The organism is Chryseobacterium sp. WX, from assembly GCF_029542485.1.
Taxonomy (GTDB): Bacteria; Bacteroidota; Bacteroidia; order Flavobacteriales; family Weeksellaceae; genus Chryseobacterium; species Chryseobacterium cucumeris.
In genome coordinates this window covers 2,220,093-2,241,173 of sequence record NZ_CP120710.1, presented here as the reverse complement: position 1 = coordinate 2,241,173, position 21,081 = coordinate 2,220,093, and the positions used below count along the sequence as shown (strand labels likewise).

21 protein-coding genes and 1 other RNA gene are annotated in these 21,081 nt (G+C 35.9%); 13 read left to right on the top strand and 9 right to left on the bottom strand.

Features of this window, described 5'->3' with window-relative positions:
* Positions 1–47: 47 nt before the first annotated feature.
* The gene (locus PZ898_RS10055; RefSeq protein ID WP_120232084.1) at positions 48–722 is read right to left on the bottom strand and encodes a beta-carotene 15,15'-monooxygenase; all 675 of its coding nucleotides are present in this window, start codon (positions 720–722) and stop codon (positions 48–50) included.
* Positions 715–1,206, bottom strand: a complete 492-nt coding sequence (locus tag PZ898_RS10050; RefSeq protein WP_062673949.1) for a sigma-70 family RNA polymerase sigma factor — start codon at positions 1,204–1,206, stop codon at positions 715–717. The genes PZ898_RS10055 and PZ898_RS10050 overlap by 8 nt, the downstream gene beginning before the upstream one ends.
* A 251-nt stretch (positions 1,207–1,457) precedes the next feature.
* Here PZ898_RS10050 and rnpB point away from each other — a divergent pair.
* Positions 1,458–1,781, top strand: an RNA gene (gene rnpB / locus PZ898_RS10045) — RNase P RNA component class A.
* 96 nt (positions 1,782–1,877) lie between these two features.
* Here the strand turns inward: rnpB and PZ898_RS10040 are convergent.
* Both PZ898_RS10040 and PZ898_RS10035 read right to left on the bottom strand, forming a co-directional pair.
* Entirely contained in the window at positions 1,878–2,747 is an 870-nt protein-coding gene (locus tag PZ898_RS10040) for a polyphosphate kinase 2 family protein (protein WP_062673951.1), read from the bottom strand.
* 238 nt (positions 2,748–2,985) lie between these two features.
* Complete coding sequence (locus PZ898_RS10035) at positions 2,986–3,450, bottom strand: DUF1573 domain-containing protein (RefSeq protein WP_034699021.1); 465 nt, start codon at positions 3,448–3,450, stop codon at positions 2,986–2,988.
* 128 nt (positions 3,451–3,578) lie between these two features.
* Here PZ898_RS10035 and PZ898_RS10030 point away from each other — a divergent pair, with 128 nt between their 5' ends.
* The 6 genes from PZ898_RS10030 to PZ898_RS10005 all read left to right on the top strand — a co-directional run bounded on the left by PZ898_RS10030 (position 3,579) and on the right by PZ898_RS10005 (position 10,271).
* Positions 3,579–6,191: a valine--tRNA ligase gene (locus PZ898_RS10030; RefSeq protein WP_277695424.1), complete on the top strand. Its 2,613-nt coding sequence runs from the start codon at positions 3,579–3,581 to the stop codon at positions 6,189–6,191.
* Positions 6,192–6,277: 86 nt separating this feature from the next.
* The gene (locus tag PZ898_RS10025) at positions 6,278–6,913 is read left to right on the top strand and encodes a DUF4241 domain-containing protein (RefSeq protein ID WP_062673956.1); all 636 of its coding nucleotides are present in this window, start codon (positions 6,278–6,280) and stop codon (positions 6,911–6,913) included.
* Between the two features lie 67 nt (positions 6,914–6,980).
* Positions 6,981–7,871 (top strand): ribokinase, encoded by an 891-nt coding sequence (locus PZ898_RS10020; protein ID WP_034699029.1) that lies wholly within the window; start codon positions 6,981–6,983, stop codon positions 7,869–7,871.
* Positions 7,872–7,962: 91 nt separating this feature from the next.
* Positions 7,963–8,808: an alpha/beta hydrolase gene (locus PZ898_RS10015; protein ID WP_062673958.1), complete on the top strand. Its 846-nt coding sequence runs from the start codon at positions 7,963–7,965 to the stop codon at positions 8,806–8,808.
* A complete protein-coding gene (locus tag PZ898_RS10010; RefSeq protein ID WP_062673960.1) occupies positions 8,805–9,449 on the top strand; it encodes an HD domain-containing protein in 645 nt (214 codons plus the stop codon). The genes PZ898_RS10015 and PZ898_RS10010 overlap by 4 nt, the downstream gene beginning before the upstream one ends.
* Before the next feature lie 228 nt (positions 9,450–9,677).
* Positions 9,678–10,271 (top strand): hypothetical protein, encoded by a 594-nt coding sequence (locus PZ898_RS10005; RefSeq protein WP_082798780.1) that lies wholly within the window; start codon positions 9,678–9,680, stop codon positions 10,269–10,271.
* 44 nt (positions 10,272–10,315) lie between these two features.
* On the opposite strand, the gene PZ898_RS10000 is transcribed toward PZ898_RS10005, so the two are convergent.
* The 5 genes from PZ898_RS10000 to PZ898_RS09980 all read right to left on the bottom strand — a co-directional run bounded on the left by PZ898_RS10000 (position 10,316) and on the right by PZ898_RS09980 (position 14,829).
* Positions 10,316–10,546: a hypothetical protein gene (locus PZ898_RS10000; RefSeq protein ID WP_062673962.1), complete on the bottom strand. Its 231-nt coding sequence runs from the start codon at positions 10,544–10,546 to the stop codon at positions 10,316–10,318.
* Between the two features lie 141 nt (positions 10,547–10,687).
* Positions 10,688–11,578, bottom strand: coding sequence for a DUF72 domain-containing protein (locus tag PZ898_RS09995; RefSeq protein WP_277695423.1), 891 nt, complete (start codon positions 11,576–11,578; stop codon positions 10,688–10,690).
* Positions 11,579–11,741: 163 nt separating this feature from the next.
* Positions 11,742–13,400 (bottom strand): ribonucleoside-diphosphate reductase subunit alpha, encoded by a 1,659-nt coding sequence (locus PZ898_RS09990; protein WP_062673967.1) that lies wholly within the window; start codon positions 13,398–13,400, stop codon positions 11,742–11,744.
* Between the two features lie 55 nt (positions 13,401–13,455).
* Positions 13,456–13,746 (bottom strand): hypothetical protein, encoded by a 291-nt coding sequence (locus PZ898_RS09985; RefSeq protein WP_062673969.1) that lies wholly within the window; start codon positions 13,744–13,746, stop codon positions 13,456–13,458.
* 108 nt (positions 13,747–13,854) lie between these two features.
* Positions 13,855–14,829, bottom strand: a complete 975-nt coding sequence (locus PZ898_RS09980; protein ID WP_062674779.1) for a ribonucleotide-diphosphate reductase subunit beta — start codon at positions 14,827–14,829, stop codon at positions 13,855–13,857.
* Between the two features lie 424 nt (positions 14,830–15,253).
* On the opposite strand from PZ898_RS09980, the gene PZ898_RS09975 reads away from it, so the two are divergent.
* From PZ898_RS09975 to PZ898_RS09950, 6 genes are all read left to right on the top strand, one after another.
* Positions 15,254–15,943: an ABC transporter ATP-binding protein gene (locus PZ898_RS09975; RefSeq protein WP_062673972.1), complete on the top strand. Its 690-nt coding sequence runs from the start codon at positions 15,254–15,256 to the stop codon at positions 15,941–15,943.
* Between the two features lie 98 nt (positions 15,944–16,041).
* Positions 16,042–16,398, top strand: coding sequence for a four helix bundle protein (locus PZ898_RS09970; RefSeq protein ID WP_277695422.1), 357 nt, complete (start codon positions 16,042–16,044; stop codon positions 16,396–16,398).
* Between the two features lie 130 nt (positions 16,399–16,528).
* On the top strand, positions 16,529–17,758 hold the full coding sequence (locus tag PZ898_RS09965) for an ABC transporter permease (RefSeq protein WP_120232078.1): 1,230 nt from the start codon (positions 16,529–16,531) through the stop codon (positions 17,756–17,758).
* Positions 17,759–17,843: 85 nt separating this feature from the next.
* Positions 17,844–19,115, top strand: a complete 1,272-nt coding sequence (locus tag PZ898_RS09960) for an ABC transporter permease (RefSeq protein ID WP_062673979.1) — start codon at positions 17,844–17,846, stop codon at positions 19,113–19,115.
* A 43-nt stretch (positions 19,116–19,158) separates the two neighbouring features.
* Entirely contained in the window at positions 19,159–20,370 is a 1,212-nt protein-coding gene (locus PZ898_RS09955; RefSeq protein ID WP_062673981.1) for an efflux RND transporter periplasmic adaptor subunit, read from the top strand.
* A gap of 125 nt (positions 20,371–20,495) precedes the next feature.
* Positions 20,496–21,062: a hypothetical protein gene (locus PZ898_RS09950; RefSeq protein ID WP_062673983.1), complete on the top strand. Its 567-nt coding sequence runs from the start codon at positions 20,496–20,498 to the stop codon at positions 21,060–21,062.
* The last annotated feature ends 19 nt before the right edge of the window (positions 21,063–21,081 follow it).

The window sequence follows — 21,081 nt, the reverse complement described above, 5'->3', positions numbered from 1 at the left end:
TGGTGGAATAAAATTAACAATTATATCCCGAACTATGCCTATGTATATTAATTTTCCTGAGAATCTATTTCTTTAAGTTGTTTTAGATTTTTATCAAGTTTTTTAATAATAGTACCATATACCAGTCTGTAATATAACCAGATCATAGAAATCGCAAGCAATGTACTTACGGCAATTCCCACAATAATAATGGTAAGATTGGAACCACTTGGCTGGATATTCTGAGAATCTAATATGTAAAATATAAAAGCAACCAATACAAAAGTGAATATCAGCAATAATACAATGCTGATGAGAATGAAAGCATTAACTGTTGTTTTGAACTTAATGATTCTGGTGATAAGTCCCTTCAGATTTTCCTCAATCTTGATTCTTCGGTAATTCTGATAGAATTTCAGTACGAAATATGCCGTGATCAATAAACTTAAGACTTTTATTGCTAAATAAGCATGCCCGAAGTTGTTTTCTACCTCCGGAGCTTCCTGGGCACCTAATCTTTCAAGCATTTTACGGAAGCTGTCTGATTCCTCTTCCGGAAAAAAGTAAAACAGTCCCAGTACTGAAAAGAAAAGTAATTCTACGACGCTGATCCAGAAAATATATTTCACATAGTTACGCGACTTTCTGTTCAACATCTGAAGAATCTCAGTGTTGTCATATTTATGCTGGACAGGTTGTTCCTGCCATGTTTTCTTAAAGCTATCTAAATCAAATTCAGGCATATTTTTCCATCTGTTCTTTAAGGGTTTTCTTTAATCTGTTCATTTTCACACGTGCATTAACTTCAGTGATTCCGAGGTTTTCTGCAATGTCCTTGTAAGGCAGATCGTCAAGATACATCATGACAATGGCTCTTTCTACATTAGGAAGAGTCTTGATTACCGTATACAAAAGGGATACCTGCTGCTGTTTTTCATCGTCATCTTCCACAAAATCCTTGTGGTTGATGTCCAGCTCATTTGTAGGAAGGCTTTTGCTTTTTTTTCTAAAGAGGGTAATGGCTGTATTGAGCGCTACACGGTACATCCATGTGGAAATTTTGGAGTTTCCTTTGAAAGAATCATAACTTCTCCAGAGCTGTAACACGATTTCCTGGAAAAGATCCTCTTCATCTTCCAGAGAATTGGTGTACAAACGCGATACTTTAATAATCAGTCCTTGATTATCTTTGATAAGCTGCGCAAATTCTTTTTCTCTGGAATCCATAGATATATAATGCCACGAAGATAATAATAAAGTAGTAATTGGTGAAAATTATAATTAAAAATCGTAAAACGGTAAAAAAAGGAAAATCGAAGAAGAGCTAAAGGTCCAGGCTTATATTTGAATAATACTTCATATTTTCATCAAAAACATGGAAAGATATTTTCAATCAATATTGTTTACATGAGGCTAAAAACTCTTTAGTCCTGTTGCTCTTATCTTTTTACCACAAAATTTGTGTACCTTTGCCTCCGCGAGAAAATCGGCTTGTTGATTCTTGTTTCGGCAAGGGTAGGAAAGTCCGGACACCATAGAGCAGCAAAGCGGATAACATCCGTCACCCGTGAGGGTAGGACAAGTGCAACAGAAAGCAAGTACAGTTCGGCTGTAGTGAAACCAGGTAAACTCTTTGCGGTGCAATGGTAAGTATATCGGTTCTTTTCAGCAATGGAAATAGGGGCGGCTCGTCCTGAAAACCGAGGGGTAATCAGCTCAAGTATTGCAGTAATGTAATACGTAGATAAATAACAGGCACTTCTTCGGAAGTACAAAATCCGGCTTATAGATTTTCTCGTGATTTTTTTTAAAGCTGGAATTTAGAGGCTGGAAGAGTGAAATTTTTTAACGTAATGATTTTAAACCTCCATCTTCAAGCCTCTAAATTTTAACCCAATTTATTCATTTTCCAATAGTTTTTTAGATTCCTGTAATTCCTGTCTGTCTTTATCAGAAAGAGTAGGATATTTAAGATTCATTTTCTCCAGAGTATCAATAATGATCTGAATGGCCGCTACTCTTGCAAACCATTTACTGTCTGCAGGAAGCACATACCAGGGTGCATAATCTTTTGAGGTTTCATTGATGGCAGTTTCATACGCCTCCATATACTGGTCGAATAACGCTCTTTCAGGGAGATCTCCTGCTGAGAATTTCCAGTTTTTTTCCTGTTCATCAATTCTGTCCAGAAGCCTTTTTTTCTGTTCGTCCTTAGAGACATGTAAAAAAATCTTCACAACTGTTGTTCCGTTTTGAGAAAGGTGTTTTTCAAAATTACGGATACTTTCATATCTGTTTTCCCAGAATTTAGTATCAAAATCTTTTACGGAAGACCATGTTTTTTCGCTCAGATTATATTCAGGATGTACTTTGCACACCAGAACACTTTCATAATGGGATCGGTTAAAAATTCCTATCATTCCTTTCTGTGGCAGTGCCAGATAATGTCTCCATAAAAAATCATGAGAATATTCTTTGGAGCTTGGTGTTTTAAAACTGGTTACATTACATCCCTGAGGATTCACTCCTCCGAAAACATGCTCTATCATACTGTCTTTTCCTGCTGCATCCATAGCCTGCAATACAACCAGCAAAGACTGGCTTCCGTCAGCATATAATTTTTCCTGTAGTTCACGAAGTTTTTCTTTCTCCTGAATCAGCATTTGCTCTCCTTCTTCTTTAGTGAGCTTTCCATTATAAGACGTTGATGCTTTTTTTATCGAAAATTTTCCGCTTACCTTAAAGTTATCTGAGAAATCGGTGTCCATATTTTTTTTATTTAAAGATAAAAGTAAAAAGATAAAAGTGAAGATGTTATTACAATTCAATAGGGTGGACCTTTGCCCAGCCATTAAAAAAAAATCCGTCGAAACCTAAATAATAAATTTGATAAACGTCAATACATTTACTGCCATCTATTACCTATCATCTTCCACCTAATCAAACATAAATGTAATAAAAAAACCGCCTCAATGGAGACGGTTCTTTTATTTTTTTGAGTAGAGATTACTTCGCAGCAGCCTTTTTTGCAAGTTTCGCAGCTTTTTTCTCAGCTTTAGCAGCTTCTTTTTGTTCAGCAGGAGTCAATACTTTTGGCTCAGGAGCGTTAGCATCTACGTTACCTTTGATGTAGATTACACTTCTGCTGTTTGCAGGGTCATTAGAGAAAACCTCAATCATTTTGTTGAAAGGGCCAGGGATTGCTGTATTGTATCCAACCTTGATCTTTGCAGACTTTCCAGGCATGATAGGATCTTGGCTGAATTCAGGAGTCGTACATCCACAAGAAGGCTTTACATTTGAAAGAATCAAAGGCTTATCACCTGAATTCGTTACAGTAAAGAATCTTGTACCATCAGCACTAGGCTTAATAGTTCCGTAATCGAAAGTTGTTTTATCAAATGTAATAGTTTGTGCAGATGCAAGAGCAAATGTCCCGAATAGTGCAATTCCTGCAATTAATTTTTTCATATTCTTGAATGTTAATACGTTTGTTAGATAAATTTTGTGAAACAAAGTTAAAAATTATTTTAATTCATGCTTAAAAATTTTTTTCTTTAGACTATTTTTGCAAATTGCAAGCCAAAGAAATAGAATTTATGCAGATTTCAGAAAAGTACAATCCACAGGAAACAGAACAAAAATGGTACAATTACTGGCTGGAAAACAAATTTTTCCACTCAGAACCTAATGACAAACCACCATATACCATAGTCATTCCTCCACCAAACGTGACGGGGATACTACACATGGGACATATGTTGAACAATACCATTCAAGATGTTCTGGTCCGTCGTGCAAGAATGCGCGGGTTTAATGCTTGTTGGATTCCGGGAACAGATCACGCTTCAATTGCTACTGAAGCTAAAGTTGTTGCTAAACTGAAGTCTGAAGGAGTCAATAAGTCAGATATTACCCGTGAGGAGTTTTTAACCCACGCATGGGACTGGACTAATAAATATGGAGGAACTATCCTTGAGCAGTTGAAAAAACTGGGATGTTCTTGCGACTGGGACAGAACCCGTTTCACCATGGAAGATAAACTTTCTCAGCAGGTTATCAAAAGTTTCGTAGACCTTTATAATAAAGGATTGATCTACAGAGGCTATAGAATGGTCAACTGGGATCCGGAAGCGAAAACCAATATCTCTGACGAAGAAGTAATCTTTAAAGAGCAAAACGGAAAATTGTATTTCCTTAAATATAAGATTGAAGGTTCAGAAGAGTTTCTTTCAGTTGCTACTACGCGTCCTGAAACTATTTTTGGGGATACAGCAGTATGTATCAATCCGAATGATGAAAGATATGCACACCTGAAAGGTAAAAATGTAATCGTACCTATCGTTGACAGAGTGATTCCGATTATTGAAGATGAATATGTGGATATTGAATTCGGAACTGGAGCTTTGAAAATTACTCCTGCTCACGATATTAATGACTACGAAATCGGACAGAAACATCAATTAAAAATGATTGATGCGCTGGATGATGACGGAAATCTTAATGAGCATGGTTTACATTACGCAGGGAAAAACAGATTTGACGTAAGAAAGCAGATCGCTAAAGAACTTGAAGAGAAAGATCTTTTGCTGAAAGCTGAAGATTATGTCAATAAAGTAGGAACTTCTGAGAGAACAGGTGCTGTTATTGAACCTAAAGTTTCAGTACAATGGTTCCTTAAAATGTCTGAAATTGCCAAGCCAGCTTTGGATGTAGTAATGGATGACGAGGTTAAGTTCTATCCAGAGAAGTTTAAAAATACCTACAAACACTGGATGGAGAACATCCGTGACTGGAATATTTCCCGTCAGCTGTGGTGGGGACAGCAGATTCCTGCATATTACTATGGAGAAGGAGAGAATGATTTTGTAGTGGCTGAAGATAAGCATCAGGCTCTTGTAGTATTAGAAGAACAAAAAGGAATTATTGCTAATCTTGAAGATTTAAGACAAGACGACGATGCATTAGACACATGGTTCTCCTCATGGCTATGGCCAATGTCTGTGTTTGACGGATTACTTGATCCTGAAAATAAAGATATCAATTATTATTATCCAACCTCTGATTTGGTTACAGGTCCGGATATTATTTTCTTCTGGGTAGCCAGAATGATTATGGCCGGATTGGAATACAGAAAAGAAGTTCCGTTCAAGAATGTTTATTTTACAGGAATTGTAAGAGATAAGCAGAGAAGAAAGATGTCAAAATCTCTTGGAAACTCTCCAGATCCTCTTGAATTAATGGATAAATATGGAGCAGATGGAGTACGTGTAGGTATTCTATTGAGTTCTGCCGCGGGTAATGACCTTCTTTTTGATGAAGATTTAATGCTTCAGGGAAGAAACTTCATGACCAAGATCTGGAATGCCTTCCGTCTGATCAATATGTGGAATCATGAAGATAAGCCAGCTATTGCAACCGATAACCAGGCAATTGAGTGGTTTGAAAACAAGCTTAACAAAACAATTGCTGAAATTAATGATCAATTCGAGAAATTCAGAATTTCTGATGCCCTTCATTTGATCTATAAATTAATTTGGGATGATTTTTGTGGTTGGTATCTTGAAGCGATTAAACCTAACTATGGAGAAGGAATTTCTAAAGAAGTTTATAATAAAACGATCTACTTCTTTGAGGAGCTGATGAAGTTACTTCATCCGTTCATGCCTTTCCTGACAGAAGAACTATGGCAGACGATCTCAGAAAGAAATATTGATGAGGCTTTAGTAATCGCTCAGCAGAAAGAAGCAGGAGCATTTGACGAGGCAATTATTAAAAACTTTGAAACGGCAGCAGAGCTGATTTCAGGAGTTAGAAACTACCGTCAGACCAAAGGAATTTCACCAAGGGAAGCCGCTGAGGTATATACCAATGCTGCTGAATTTGCCAATGAAGCGGTAGTAAGAAAACTGGCTAATATTTCTGAAATTCATTTTGGACAGAAAACAGATAAGCCAAGCTTTACTTTCCTGGTAGGAGCTACTGAAGTTTCTATCCCATTAAGTGAAAACTTAGATTTAGGAGAAGAAAAAACTAAGACTGAGGAAGAACTGAAATATTTAAAGGGATTCCTGGTTTCAGTAGAGAAGAAGCTTTCCAATGAAAAATTTGTTGCGAATGCAAAACCGGAAATCGTAGAAGTAGAGCGTCAAAAGCAAAAAGATGTTCAGGATAAGATTGCGATCCTTGAAGAAAAACTGAAAAGTTTATAAAGTATAGACAATAAATTTTGTCAAAATCTCAGGCTGGGTACAGATGAAAATTGTATCCAGCCTGATGGTTTAAAAGAATAAATACAATGACACATATAGAAAACATACAAAAACTATTCTCGAAAGACTTTGTAGAAAGCCCGTTACTTGAAAGTTTTGAAGTAGGAAAGATTTACCTTTCCAGTGGGAAACTGGTTGCCTGTGATCCCTTGATCACCAATGATATGCTACCTTTTACTACAGAATTTCCAAAAGGAGACTTTTCGGTAATGCTTCATAAAGAAAGAGAAAGTAACTGTGTGGCCTATGCAGAGATTATATTCAGTGATTCTGAAGTTAAAGAATGGAAACTGGCTACCACAGCAGGACAAAAATTAAAAGATCTTGAAGAAGGAGAAGTTTTCGGATATCCTGTAGAAAGCGGGATGGGATGTCTGATGGATGTTGATACCCAAAACAGCCTTAATGAACTGGAACAAAGATTATATCAAAATAAAGGAGGTGACTTTATGGGAATCTATGAAGAATTTTTCCATGACTATTTCTTTGATGAAAACGGTGCCATAGATCAATATGCCTTTCTTAAACCGGCAAAAGAACATCCGGGAACTATCTTTGCTTTTGAAACCGGATATGGAGAAGGATTTTATGCCAGCTATATCGCTTATGATAAAGATCAACAACCCGTGAAAATAATTACTGAATTTATTGAAATAAGTTAATTATAAATTAGTTATTTTTGAGACACAATTTTGTCAGTTATTAATATTAAAGCTAATACAAAACACAATGAATTTCTCATCAGAACAACCTCGTATTATTGTTGTGGGCAGCTCATCGATCGATTTGGTTCTTGAAACCGAAAAACTTCCTTTGCCTAATGAAACCGTCTTAGCTATCAAATCAGATAGTTACTTTGGTGGTAAAGGTGCTAACCAGTCAGTAGGTACGGCCAGGTTGGGTGCCAGTGTATACTTTATAGGATGCGTTGGGATGGATCCTCTTGGACAACAGATCATGAGGAATCTGGTAAGCGAAAATGTAAATGTAGGATTTGTTCATGAAACAGATAAAGAAGCTACAGGAACCGCTTATGTAACAACTTCTCATGGAAATGCTGCTATTGTGGTAGTACCCGCAGCCAATAAGCATCTTAGTAAATCTCATATAGACGAAGCGGATAAATATTTTCATACCACCGATCTTGTGCTGGTTCAGCTTGAAGTTTCTATGGATGTTGTAGAACATACCGTTAGGAAAGCTAAGAAATATGGAAAGAAGGTAGGGTTGTATGCTTCTCCGGCAATGAGAGTCAACGAAGAGATTTTGGAAATGGTTGATTTTATTGTGGCTAAAAGTAATGAACTGTATGTTATTTTTGGAGAAGAGAAAAGGGAAGAAGTTCTTAAAAAATATTTCAATAAAGTATTTGTAAGAGATGATACCAATTCTACCATTTATTTTGATGGTACCGAAATGAAATATTACAGAAACGATAAGGACGAAAAAGTATATAAAATGGGGATGGGTGATGCCTTTACATCAGGATTTGCCATTGCATTATGCCACGGGAACTCTATCGAAGAATGTGTGAAATTCGGAAATGAAGTTTCATCAAGAGTTTCAGGGGGTAAAGGATCTCAGACAGGACTTCCGAGAATCTCAGATTTCTTTTCTTAAAGCTATTTACAACATATCAAAAGTTTGAAACTTAACATAAAGATATAAGTAAAATGTCCACTTTTATAGTGGATTTTTTCTTTTTTATATTATGGAAAAACTAATATTGACCACAGAAGACCATATTAATCTTGTTGCCCATTTATTTAAGCCGGAAAGAGATAATGGTAAACTATTACTGATTAACTCAGCAACAGGGGTAAAGCAGCAGGTCTATTTTTCTTTTGCCAGCTACTTTTGTGAACAGGGATTTACAGTTATTACCTATGATTACAGAGGAATAGGACTTTCCAAGCCGAAAAATATGAGAGGGTTTCAAGGTTCTATGAGGCTTTGGGGCTCAAAAGATTATAAAACGATAACTCAATATATCAAGTCAGCATTTAAAGAATACAAAAAGTATTGTTTAGGTCATTCTGTAGGTGCACTCATTCTGGGAATGAATGAAGATTCCAACATTTTTGAAGAATTTGTTTTTGTAGGAACACAAAATGCTTTTGTAGGAAACCTTAAAGGGAGAACAAAAGTTGAAGCGTATTTAGGTTTTGGAATTGCCCAGCCATTAACAACTTCATTGCTAGGATATTTCCCCGCACATTGGTTTGGATTGGGAGAAAGTCTTCCAAAAAATTGCGCATATGACTGGAGAACCTTAATTTTAAACAAGAAATCAACCAATAAGCTGTTGGAAAAAATTGATGACTTTTCTAAAAATTTGACCCAGAAAGTATTTGTAATCCGGGCTGAAGATGATATATGGCTTACAGAAAAAGGAGTATTAAGTTTATTAAATAATACCTATTCAAATCTCAAACCTACATACAGGCTGATCGCTGCTTCAGAATCAGATAAAAATGAAATCGGGCATATCAATTTTTTTAGAAGTTACAACAGCAAACTATGGGATATTATTTTAAATGAACTGATAGATAAATGAAAAGTACGATTGACAACACAGTAGCATTTGTAAAAGAAAAATTAGAAGGAGCAGAAGCCGGGCATGACTGGTTCCATATTGAAAGAGTCTGGAAGCTGGCCGCTCAGATAGCAGAAACAGAGGATTGTGACAAAGAAGTAGTAGAATTGTCCGCACTTCTTCACGATATTGCCGATCCTAAATTTCATAACGGAGATGAAACCATTGCTCCCAAAATATCAAGAATCTTTCTTGAAGAACAGAACGTATCTGAAGAAATCATCCAGAAGGTCTTATTTGTCATTGAAAATATTTCGTTCAAGAACAGAGATCAGGCTCCGTTAAATCCACCCATTGAACTCCAGATTGTGCAGGATGCCGATCGTATTGATGCCATAGGTGCTATTGGAATTGCCAGAACATTCAATTTTGGAGGTTTTAAAAATAACCTGATGCATCATCCCGATATGAAACCCAAATTAGGGATGTCAAAAGAAGAGTATAAAAAATCTAACGGGACAACGATCAATCATTTCTATGAAAAGCTCCTTCTCCTGAAAGATATGATGAACACTGAAAAAGGAAAACAAATGGCAGAAGAAAGACACAATTATATGCTGAATTTCCTGGACCAGTTTTATAAAGAATGGAATGTAGAGTAGAAAATAGAATTAGAATGAATTGAATCTGATTCTGCTTCTGCTTGTCAAAAATTAACTATCCGAACAAATATTGTATGTGACATTATTAGTTCGGATATTTTTTATGAACAGATATACCAGTTCAGTTCAGAGGGTAATAAAGATAGAAAAGTATTTTTTAGGCTGGTTAAAATTAAAAATTGGCCTCGGACATGGATAAAATAGAGAGAAGGAGTATCTTTGTAAAATATGACACTCATTATTTTTATCATATTTCTGGCTTGTGTCCTTTCATTGGTCCTGTTTAAGATTAAATCAGGAAGTATGGCCAAGTGGGCAAAGCTGTTTCGTATTGTAACAGTTGTTTTTTCAATTTCTGTATTTACGTACTGGTTTATCAAGAAAAGTGCTGTGGCATTTGTTGATAATTCTGTGGGGCTTCAGGTGGTTAATAAACTTCCACAGGCATTGGATTTTTACTTAATCAAAGTAGATAAAACAGATCAAAATACAACCCTTGAGCCTAAACATATTGGAAAAATACGCCCGGAATATTACAGAATAGAATACCTGAAAATGGATAAGTCTGATGAATACTGGATTGCAGGCTATCTTGGAAAGAAAAACTTAGTCTATTTTTCTCAACATTCTGTACCTAATAAAAATATTGATCAGATTGTAGAAGTACAGAACTACATCAATCAAAGTATGAAGCTGTCTGATGCGGCCAAAAAGCAGGTAGACGCTTATAATTATGAGAATACCAAACTGGGAATCTGGATTACGCTGGACTTTCTGCTTCTGTTTCTCAATCTTGTGCTGCTGATTAGAAAAAATAAATAAAAAAGGTAATGAGTTTCCAATACTCATTACCTTTTTAGTTTCTGTCAAGGATAATCCAGAATCTGCATAATCCGTTCCTTGAATTCTTCAGGACAGGCTTTGATAAGTTTATCCTTATTTTGTTTACTGATTTCTTTAGGCTCAAGCCATTCGCTCTTATTGGAATTCAAACTGTGGCTGTCATATACTCTTTTTATGGTATGATTTTCATAAAAAATATATTCATCACCAAGCCAGTTGCTAGCAATGCTGATTGTACAAATTTCCTTTTCCATAATTTATGTTTTAAAGCATAATGTTTAGTGAAATACATTATACTCTAATATACAAATTTTTTTGTTACAGAGAGGAATGAATCGGGTGTAAGAAATTAACTGAATGTAGCCTATTTAATTTTATCTCAGCAATCCTTTGTACTAAAAAAGTGTTCCGGTACTTTCTGTTGCCATTTGCGGAATATGAATATCAGTTTTCCATTCTTCATTCATCTTCCTGATAAAATAAGCGGATAATAAAGGAGAAGCTTTTTCAATGTTCTGGTGTACGAAGAAATAAAGATTCTGAAGACCTACTTTTTTCCATTGGGTAAGATGTTTCAACCAATCATCCAGTCTTTCATAGTCACTTTCAGCATTGGCTCCTACATAGCGGATAAATGCATTAGGGGTAGTAAGTCGCATATGAAGCATATCTCTTCTTCCGGCGGTATCTACAATGATATTGGTGATGTTATGGGCTTCAAAAAGTTCACAGGTTGTATTCAGAATTTCTTCATCGGTAAACCATTCCGTATTTCGGAGTTCTATGGCTAATGGAACTTCTTTAGGCCATTCTTTTACGAATTTTTCCAGCCTGTCATAGTCCTTAGGCTTAAAATTATCGTGAAGCTGAAGAAAAGCCATTCCCAGTTTCTCATCAAAATTGATAATAGCAGAAGCAAAATGAGTCACGGGATCTGTCACATCAATCAGCCTTCTGAAATGGGAAACCGTATTGGTGATCTTAGGGAAGAATTTAAAATTTTTCGGAGTTTTTTCTTTCCAGGTTTTTACCTGATCAGGAGTTGGCATTCCATAGAAAGTAGCATTCAATTCGATAGAATTAAACTGAGTAGCATAATAAGTCAACTCATCCTTAGTTCCTTTAGGATAGAATCCCTTAAGGTCTGTTTTATTCCATTTTGCACACCCGATAGAAATATTTTCCAGCCCTTTTTTATTAAGAGACAGTATTTCTTTGGTTTTGGGATGGTCTTTAGGTAATGTGAAATCTATTTTTGATGGGTCTTCTACTTGTCCGAATTTCATATCTGTAGTTTTGGGTGTTAAACAATAAACACAAATATAAACCAAAAATCTCAGAGCATTTCATGATTCCTACGGAAAGTAATTAGACAGAATCAGCATTGAAAACGACAAAAGCACACCTTTCGGTATGCTTTTGTAAATATAGCGTGTTTATTACTTGGTCTTATGCTTCGCAGCTTGAACATGATACGAAGTTAACCATCATTTCTTTTGAAACAGATGAACTTCTTTGGTAGTAAAGGGTTTTTACTCCTTTTTTCCAAGCTTCAATATAAAGGTAGTTGACATCTTTTACAGGCATTGTAGAAGGAATCTGAAGATTCAGTGACTGTGCCTGATCAATATATTGCTGTCTCTGTGCTGCCTGAGAAATAATCTCCATTGGAGAAATTTCTTTGAACGTTTTGAATACTGCCTTTTCTTCAGGAGTAAGCTCGTTCAGGTGCTGTACCGATCCGTGGTTCAGCATGATTGTTCTCCATGTTTCTTCGTTATCCAGTCCTTTTTCTTTCAATAGTTGTGCAAGGTATTTATTCTTACGCATAAAGTTTCCTTTCGCAAGACCTGCTTTATAATAGTTGGAAGAGAAAGGCTCAATTCCAGGAGAAGTCTGTCCTAAGATGGCAGAACTTGAAGTGGTAGGAGCAATAGCCATTGTTGTGGTATTTCTCAATCCGTATCCTTTCAATACTTCTGGTTCTCCATAGATGTTGGCAAGTTCTCTTGAAGCCTGCTCAGCCTGCTCTTTGATATGTCTGAATGCTCTTGCATTGAACTGAGTCGCCTCAAAGCTTTCAAACGGAATCATATTTTTCTGTAAATAAGAGTGGTATCCTAAAACGCCTAATCCAAGAGCTCTGTGACGCATCGCGAAGTTTCTTGCTCCCTGTAGGTAATAGTTTCCTTCAGTTTTGTCAATGAACTCTGATAATACAGCATCAAGGAAGTATACTGCCAGTTTTACAGCATCGGTATCTTTCCACTCATCATACAATTCCAGGTTCATGGAAGACAGACAGCAGATGAAAGATTCTTCCATTGTTGATGGAAGCATGATTTCAGAACAAAGGTTACTTGCATTCACCGTCATTCCCAGGTCTTTATAAACCTGAGGTTTATTTCTGTTCACGTTGTCTGTGAAGAAAATATACGGAAGACCTTTTTGCTGGCGGCTTTCCAATACTCTTGCCCAAACTTTACGTTTTTCCATATCACCGTCAATCATATCCTGCATCCAGTAATCCGGTACACATACTCCGGTAAACAGGTTCTGAATCGGGCTGCCGATATCTTTAATGGATAAAAATTCTTCAATATCCCCGTGGTCAATATCTAAGTAAGCAGCAAAAGCACCTCTTCTTACTCCTCCCTGAGAAACCACATCCATAGCCGTATCGAAAAGCTTCATGAATGAAACTGCTCCTGAAGATTTTCCGTTATCTGTTACAGCAGTTCCTCTGTTTCTCAATTCTCCAAAATATCCTGAAGTACCACCTCCGATTTTAGTCTGCATGATGACTTCACCCATTTTATGAGTAATTCCTTCAATGCTGTCCGGAATGTGAACGTTGAAACAGGAGATAGGAAGACCTCTTTCTGTTCCCATATTAGCCCATACAGGAGAAGAGAAGCTGATCCATCCTTTCGTGATCATTTCTTTGAATGCCGGTTGAAGTTCAGGTTTGTATAACCTTTTTGCAGCAGCAGTGGTAATTCTGTCGATAGCTCCGTCTACCGTTTCACCTTTCAACAGATATCCTCTGTTCAGCATTTGCTCAGACTCTTCATTGAGCCACCATATATTTGAATTTTGCTCTTCCATAGATGTTATATTTTCGAATTCCGGAATGAGAGAATCACTCCGGAATTTTGTTTTTTTATAATATTGATTGTAAAATTTCTACTTTGTGGGAACCGTTCAGCCCGCTTTCGTCTCTTAATCTCTGAAATTCTTTAAAAGACGGAACATTCAAAACCTCATGCTGAACTTCTTCATTGATGTAGTTTGAATAATGTACAAAAGTAACACCATCTTCCTTTACAAAAACTTTATATTCAAAGGTGGAAGGATCTAAATTTTTGAAATCTTCCAGAAACTTTTGGATATTCGTTTTATTGTTTGGAACAAATTCGGGGTTTACCGTATAGGTTACTATTACATTAATCATTTCTTTTGTATTTGTGCTTTACTGATGAACAACAATTTGACTTATTAATCAGAAAAGGGTAGTCCTGATACTGACCGCTTTGACGCTCGCTTCGCTCGCGCCCCAATATTAAAACAAATCGTTTGCTGTAATACTTTTATCGTGTTTCGTGTAGTCTACAGGTCTTTTTGCAAAGAAATCATCTAATGAATTGGCGAAAACTTCTTCCTCGAACCATACCATTGGTCTGTATTGTTCAGGAGTAATGTTGTATTTTGTTTTCATGTTGATTTTCTTCAAGCTGTCATCTACACGGTATTTCATGAAGTTAAGAAGATCTTCTTTAGAAACGTTGTCAATTTCTCCCAGTTCAAAGATCCAGCTAAGGATATCACCTTCTCTTGCGATAGACTCATCTACCAAAGTGTAAATGTCTTCGATATCGCTGTCTGTTAATAAGTCAGGCTGTTCCTCACGGATTTTGTTGATCAGGTAGATTCCTGCATTAGCGTGAATCTGCTCATCTACGGAAGTCCATGCAATAATATTGGAAACGTTTTTCATGAATCCTTTGAATCTTGTGAAAGAAAGGATGATGGCAAACTGCGAGAAAAGAGAAACATTTTCTACTAAAATACTGAATAATAGTAAAGCAGAAACATACTCTTTAGGGGTTGCAGAATTAGCGTGTTTTAAAGCATTTCCCAGGAACTCGATTCTTCCTTTTACAGCAGGAATTTCGATAACATTAAGGAATTCGTCATTGTATCCTAATACCTCTAATAAACGGGAATATGCTTCAGAATGACGAAACTCGCATTCTGCAAAAGTAGATCCTAATCCATTGAATTCCGGCTTTGGTAGGTGGTTGTATAAATTCCCCCAGAATGTCTTTACAGACACCTCGATCTGTGCAATGGCTAACAGCGCATTTTTCACAGCATGTTTTTCATGTGGTTCCAACTGCGAATGAAAATCCTGAACATCTGCAGTAAAGTCCACTTCCGAATGTACCCAGAACGATTTGTTGATTGCCTCTACAAATTGAAGAACCTCCGGGTATTCAAATGGCTTATAACTTACTCTTTTATCAAAAATTCCCATATTAAATATCTTTATAATTAAATAATTTAGATCTCTGTGGATAACGTTCAGGAAATACTTAACTTTTTGTTTATCTGCAAGTTGTGGATTAAAGTTATTCACTTCCGCAAATTCATATTTCTTGTAAAGAACTAATAGCAAAGTTCGAAAAAAAGAACTGATTTTGAAAGAGGTAAATACTAATAGGCTGACTTTTAGCCTGAAAAGTTTTCCACATTTACATGAAACTGGCTCGGATAATAGGCTAGACAGCAATCTTGAGGATAAATAGATACAAATACAGAGTTACAGTTAAACAATATTTTGTAAAGTGTTATAAATAAAGGTCTATTGTGTTAAACAAAAAAATATTTGAATAAATTTTTATTCTTGTAACAATTTGAAAATATCATCTACTTATTGGGTATAAAACATACATCACTTAATGTTAGTAATTCAGGATTTAAATAAGTCATACGATACAGGGAAAAGCAAACTTCACGTTCTCAAAGGAATTAATCTGAATATTTCTGAAGGGGAGTTTGTTTCTATTATGGGAAGTTCCGGTTCCGGAAAATCCACGCTTCTTAATATTATTGGGATTCTGGATGAAAAAGATTCAGGTATCTATGAATTGGATGGAGTTCCTATCGAACATTTATCTGAAGTAAAAGCTGCGGAATACAGAAGCAGGTTTTTAGGATTTATTTTCCAGTCTTTTAACCTTATCAATTATAAAACGGCTTTAGAAAATGTAGCACTTCCTCTGTACTATCAGAATGTACCGAGAAAAGAGCGAAATCAGAAAGCGATGGAATATCTGGAGAAAGTAGGATTGGCACAATGGGCCAACCACCTTCCGAGTGAACTTTCCGGAGGACAGAAACAAAGAGTCGCTATTGCAAGAGCTTTGATTACAGACCCAAAAGTAGTACTGGCAGATGAGCCTACAGGAGCATTGGATTCCAAAACTACTCATGATATTATGAAACTGCTTCAGGATATCAATAATGAGGGGAAAACAATCATCGTTGTAACCCATGAACCTGATGTAGCTGCACAAACTAAAAGAAATGTAGTACTGAAGGACGGGATTATTGAAAGTGATGAGTTTATTAAGCAGATTGTATTATAAGTGAATCGTGAATGGTCAATTTTGCTTTACAAGTGAATTGATAATGAAGAGGGAAAATAATTAATAACACACACGAATGAATATGAAAAAAAATAAAAATGTTTTTAAATCTGAACCATTATAAGCTTGACGTATATCGGTCAGCCAGAGAATTAAGAATAGAATGTTATAAAATTTTATCTAAAATCCCTGATCATGAAAAGTTTAACATAATCGATCAGATACGAAGAGCTTCTACTTCAGTTGTACTAAATATTACTGAAGGATGTTCAAGAAAATCTGAACTGGAAAGAAAGAGGTATTTTGAAATTGCCAGAGGTTCGGTTATTGAGTTGGATTCTTGTTTTGATATCGTTATAGAATGTAATTATATTAAAATAGAGGAATTAACAAAAATTGGAAATTTAATAAAAACAGCATTTATCTTGTTAAGTAAAATGTTAAAAAAAGATTAGAAATGTGAAAATTAGTCAGGTTCGTAACTAAAGTTTTGCGAAGAATAAATTGACAACAAAGTTAATTGACTTCGAAGAAAATTGAGAGCGCAGCTAATTGACTTTTTTACAAAGTAAAAAAATAAAAACTATGTTTGACCTAGATCGTTGGCAGGAAATATTCAGTTCTATCCGGAGCAATGTGCTCAGGACGGTACTTTCAGGGTTTACGGTAGCCCTGGGGCTGTTTATTTTCATCGTACTTTTTGGAATTGGAAAAGGACTTCAGAATGCTTTCTCAGAAGGATTTGCCGGAGATGCTAAGAACCTTATTATTATTTCAACAGGGAAAGCCACTTTAGCGTATAAGGGATTACAGTCTGATAGAAATGTTTCAATGAATAACGCAGACTATGATTTTTTGATAAATGCAGATAAGAAAAAAGCGGGTCCTTCAAGTCCCAGGTATAGCGCCAATTTAATGGTGAAATATGGGAAAGAGAGTGGTCTCTATCAGATCAATGGTGCTGAGCCGGGAGAGCAGGTTATTGAGAATAGAAAAATTATTGATGGTCGTTATCTGACATCTATGGATTTGACAAGGAAATTAAATGTTGCCGTAATCGGAAGAATGGTTCAGCGGGATTTGATCAAAAATGGAAATCCTATTGGAAAAGAGCTAGATATTAACGGAACGATGTACAAGGTGATCGGAGTCTTTTCAGATGATGGAGGTGACCGGGATGAAAGACATATTACAGTACCTATTACCACTTTACAGCAGATGAAAAAGGGTTCTGACACAGTGAATATAGCTTATATCACCTATAATGATAAGTTGACTCCGGATCAGGCCATAAAATATGGTGATGAGTTACAAGATAAACTGAAAGCCAGAAAAAATGTTTCTCCTGATGATGAAAATGGAGTTCGTGTCTGGAATAACGCCAAAAATATGAATGATACATTTACGTTTATGGCAGTTCTTACCGCTATTGTTGGATTTATTGGTCTGGGAACATTGCTTGCGGGAATTATCGGGATCAGTAATATCATGGTGTATATCGTGAAAGAAAGAACCAAAGAAATCGGAGTACGAAAAGCTATTGGGGCAAAACCAAGCGGAATCGTAGGACTGATTGTTCAGGAAAGCGTTGTGATTACAGTGGTATCCGGACTTGTAGGAGTAGGAGTAGGTGTTTTGACATTAAGCCTTATTGGTGACAGTCTTGAAGAATTCTTCATTAAAAGTCCAAGTGTAGGTTGGGGAGCTATTATTATGGCATTTATTGCCCTGATTTTTTCAGGATTGATTGCTGGATTTGTACCTGCGTACAGAGCTTCAAGAATCAAACCTATTGAAGCATTGAGAACAGAATAATATAAACTAAAAAACAAAAGCAAATTTTTAGTTAAAAGAATGAATGGAATTCATAAATCATATTTATAACTTATAATTCAAAAAGGTGAATATCATATTTAAAAAAGATACTTGGCAGGAAATTTATTATTCATTGAGGAATAATAAACTCCGAACATTTCTTACCATGATTGGCGTAGGATGGGGAATGTTTTTGTATGTAAGCCTTCTTGGAGCCGCAAAAGGGATGGAGAATGGTTTTGATAAATTATTTTCCGGTTTTGCCACCAATTCAATCTTCTTATGGGCACAGAAAACATCCATTCCATATGAGGGATTTCCTAAAGGAAGAGAAGTTCACTTGAACTTAACCGATATGGATATGCTGAAAAGGAAAGTAACAGCCATAGATTATATATCGCCACAAAATGCCAGAGGAAGCTTTACCGGAACACCGGGAGAATCAATGTCAAGAAACGGGAAAAACGGTACTTATTCATTAACGGGAGATTACTCTGTAGGAAATAAAATTTCAGAAAAGAAACTGATCTACGGACGCTATATCAATGATGCCGATGTTTCCGGAAATAAAAATGTAGTAGTTATTGGAGAAGAGATTTATAAAAACTTCTTTGATTCCAAGAAAAAAGAAAATCCAATAGGAAAATCAATCAATATTAAAGGTCTCTTCTTTAATGTCATCGGAGTTTTTCGTGTGAAAAAAGGAGGCGGCTTTGAAAATGATCAGACCGCTTTCATTCCACTTTCCACTTATACGAAAATGTATAATGCAGGAGACCAGATAGACCTGTTTGCGATTGTAAGTAAGCCTAATGCTAACGTTAATTCCGTGGAAGAAGATGTAAAACAGGTTTTAAAAACCAAAAATAAAGTTTCACCTGAAGACACCAATGCTTTCGGAAGTTTCAATCTTGGAAAAGAGTTTAAAAAACTAACCGGTTTTCTTACTGGGATGCAGCTACTGACCATTATTGTTGGTACACTGACGATTCTTGCAGGAGTAATCGCTATTTCCAATATTCTTTTGATTACAGTAAAAGAGAGAACCAAAGAAATCGGAATCAGAAGAGCATTGGGAGCAAAGCCTGCTGAAGTAAGAAATCAGATTTTGCTGGAAAGTGTTGTGATTACACTTTCCTCAGGATTAATAGGTTTTATGTCTGGAATTTTTGTGCTCATGATCCTCAATGCGGCTACCCAGGGTCAGGATTCATTTCCTTTTTATAATCCGACCGTTAACTATGGAAACGTATTTGCGGCGATGGCTGTAATGGTGGTTTTAGGATTGATAATCGGGATGATTCCTGCGCAGAGAGCGGTAAAGATTAGACCTATTGAAGCATTAAGAACAGAATAATTAATTTTCACATCATTCAATTTAAAAAAAATAAACTATACATATGAAAAAGAAATTCACCTGGAAAAAAGCCATTTATATAGTCTTGGGGCTTTTATTTGCAGTGGCATTGTTCTCAGGGCTTGGCTATTTTATCAAATCAAACTCCAAAGAAAGTGAGGCTTTCCTTACCCGCAAACCTACTATCCAGAATATGGATGATAAAGTAATGGCTACAGGGAAAATCGTTCCCAAAGAAGAAATTGAAATCAAACCCAATATTGCTGGGATTATCGATAAGATTTTAGTAAAAGAAGGAGATAAAGTAGAAGTAGGACAGCTGATTGCTACCGTAAAAATTGTTCCAAGTATCTCCGAAGTAAACGCTGCTCAGCAGGAAGTTCAGAATGCGCAGATCCAGATCAGTAATGCTCAGATGAATGTAGGGAATATGCAGAAACAGTTTGAAATGCAGGATAAGCTATACAAACAAGGAGTCGCTTCTAAACAGGAGTATCTGAACGCCCAGCAGCAATTGTACTCTCAGCAACAGACTTTAAAAAATGCCCAGCAGCAATTGAATACCGCTCAAAAAAGATTACAGATTGCTAAAACAGGTGCCACTCCTGAACTTAAAGGACAAGGGTTAGCGACTACAGAAATTCGTTCCAAAGCTTCAGGTACTGTACTGGAAGTTCCTGTAAAAGCAGGAAGCCAGGTGATTGAAGCCAATAACTTTAATGCCGGAACTACAATCTGCTCAGTGGCTGATTTAAATGTTTTGATTTTTAAAGGTGAAATTGATGAAGCACAAGCCGGAAAACTAAGTGAAGGGATGGATATGAACATTGTGATCGGTGCTCTTCAAAATAAAACTTTCCCTGGAAAACTAACGATGATTGCTCCAAAAGGAAAAGATAATGCAGGAACAATTAAATTTCCGGTAGAAGGAAACGTAACTAATCCTAATAATGAGTATATTAGAGCAGGTTTTTCTGCGAATGGTGAAATTGTATTGAGTTCTCAGAAAAATGCATTATTATTGGATGAGTCTTTAGTTCAGTACGAAAAGAAACAAGGAAAAGATGTACCTTTCGTAGAAGCAAAACAAAAAGATGGGAAATTCAAAAAAGTATATGTGAAACTGGGAGCTAGTGACGGGATCAACGTTCAGATTCTTCCGGGATCAAATATCACAAAAGATACCGAAGTGAAAGTTTGGAACCCTTCTGATAAAGACAAAGAAGAGCTTAAAGAAAAAGCAAATAAAAAATAATAAACTACACTATACACTTTTAAACTGTGAATCCCGGAGGAATTTTTTTCGTCCGGGATTCTTTTTTTAGATCAAAACTTTTGCAAGTGTAAATTCCTATATTTGAATTGGATAATCTATGAAAAATGTGCAGATATGCTGGGAAAACCTATAAATCACATTACGTATGCTTCAAATGCAGAAAATCATTTAAACAGCAGGATGCATACGATATTATAAAAAGAGTAGAAAAAGAAAAAGTATACCATGAGCCTAATGGGAAGGTAATTCGCAAAGTAGGATATGTTTTCAGAAAAAGAGAAACAGAGGAATTACAAAAAATTGTTTCAGAGATTGAAAACAGAACTATAAAATGTCCTGAGTGCAGCAACGTAATGGCTGATCTGGGGAAAGATTTCAAAGCTCCTAAAAAAACAGCAGTTAAAGAATGGAAAATTATAGAAAGTCTTTTAAAAACGGGAAAATGCTTTCATACATGTGGCTGTGATGGAATTGGATATATTCCCAAAAATCCTAATGACTATGAAATGTATTTAAAAACCATCTTGCAGTCTTATCAGGAATCATTGATTTCATGTCAGAATAAATCTATAGAAGAATTCCCGGATAAAAATGAGGAAATTAATTATTGGTCAGACAAGATTCAAAAAGTAAAAACTGAAATTGCTGATAATAAATTCGGAAAGGTGTAACAAAAAGTAATTTTAAAAT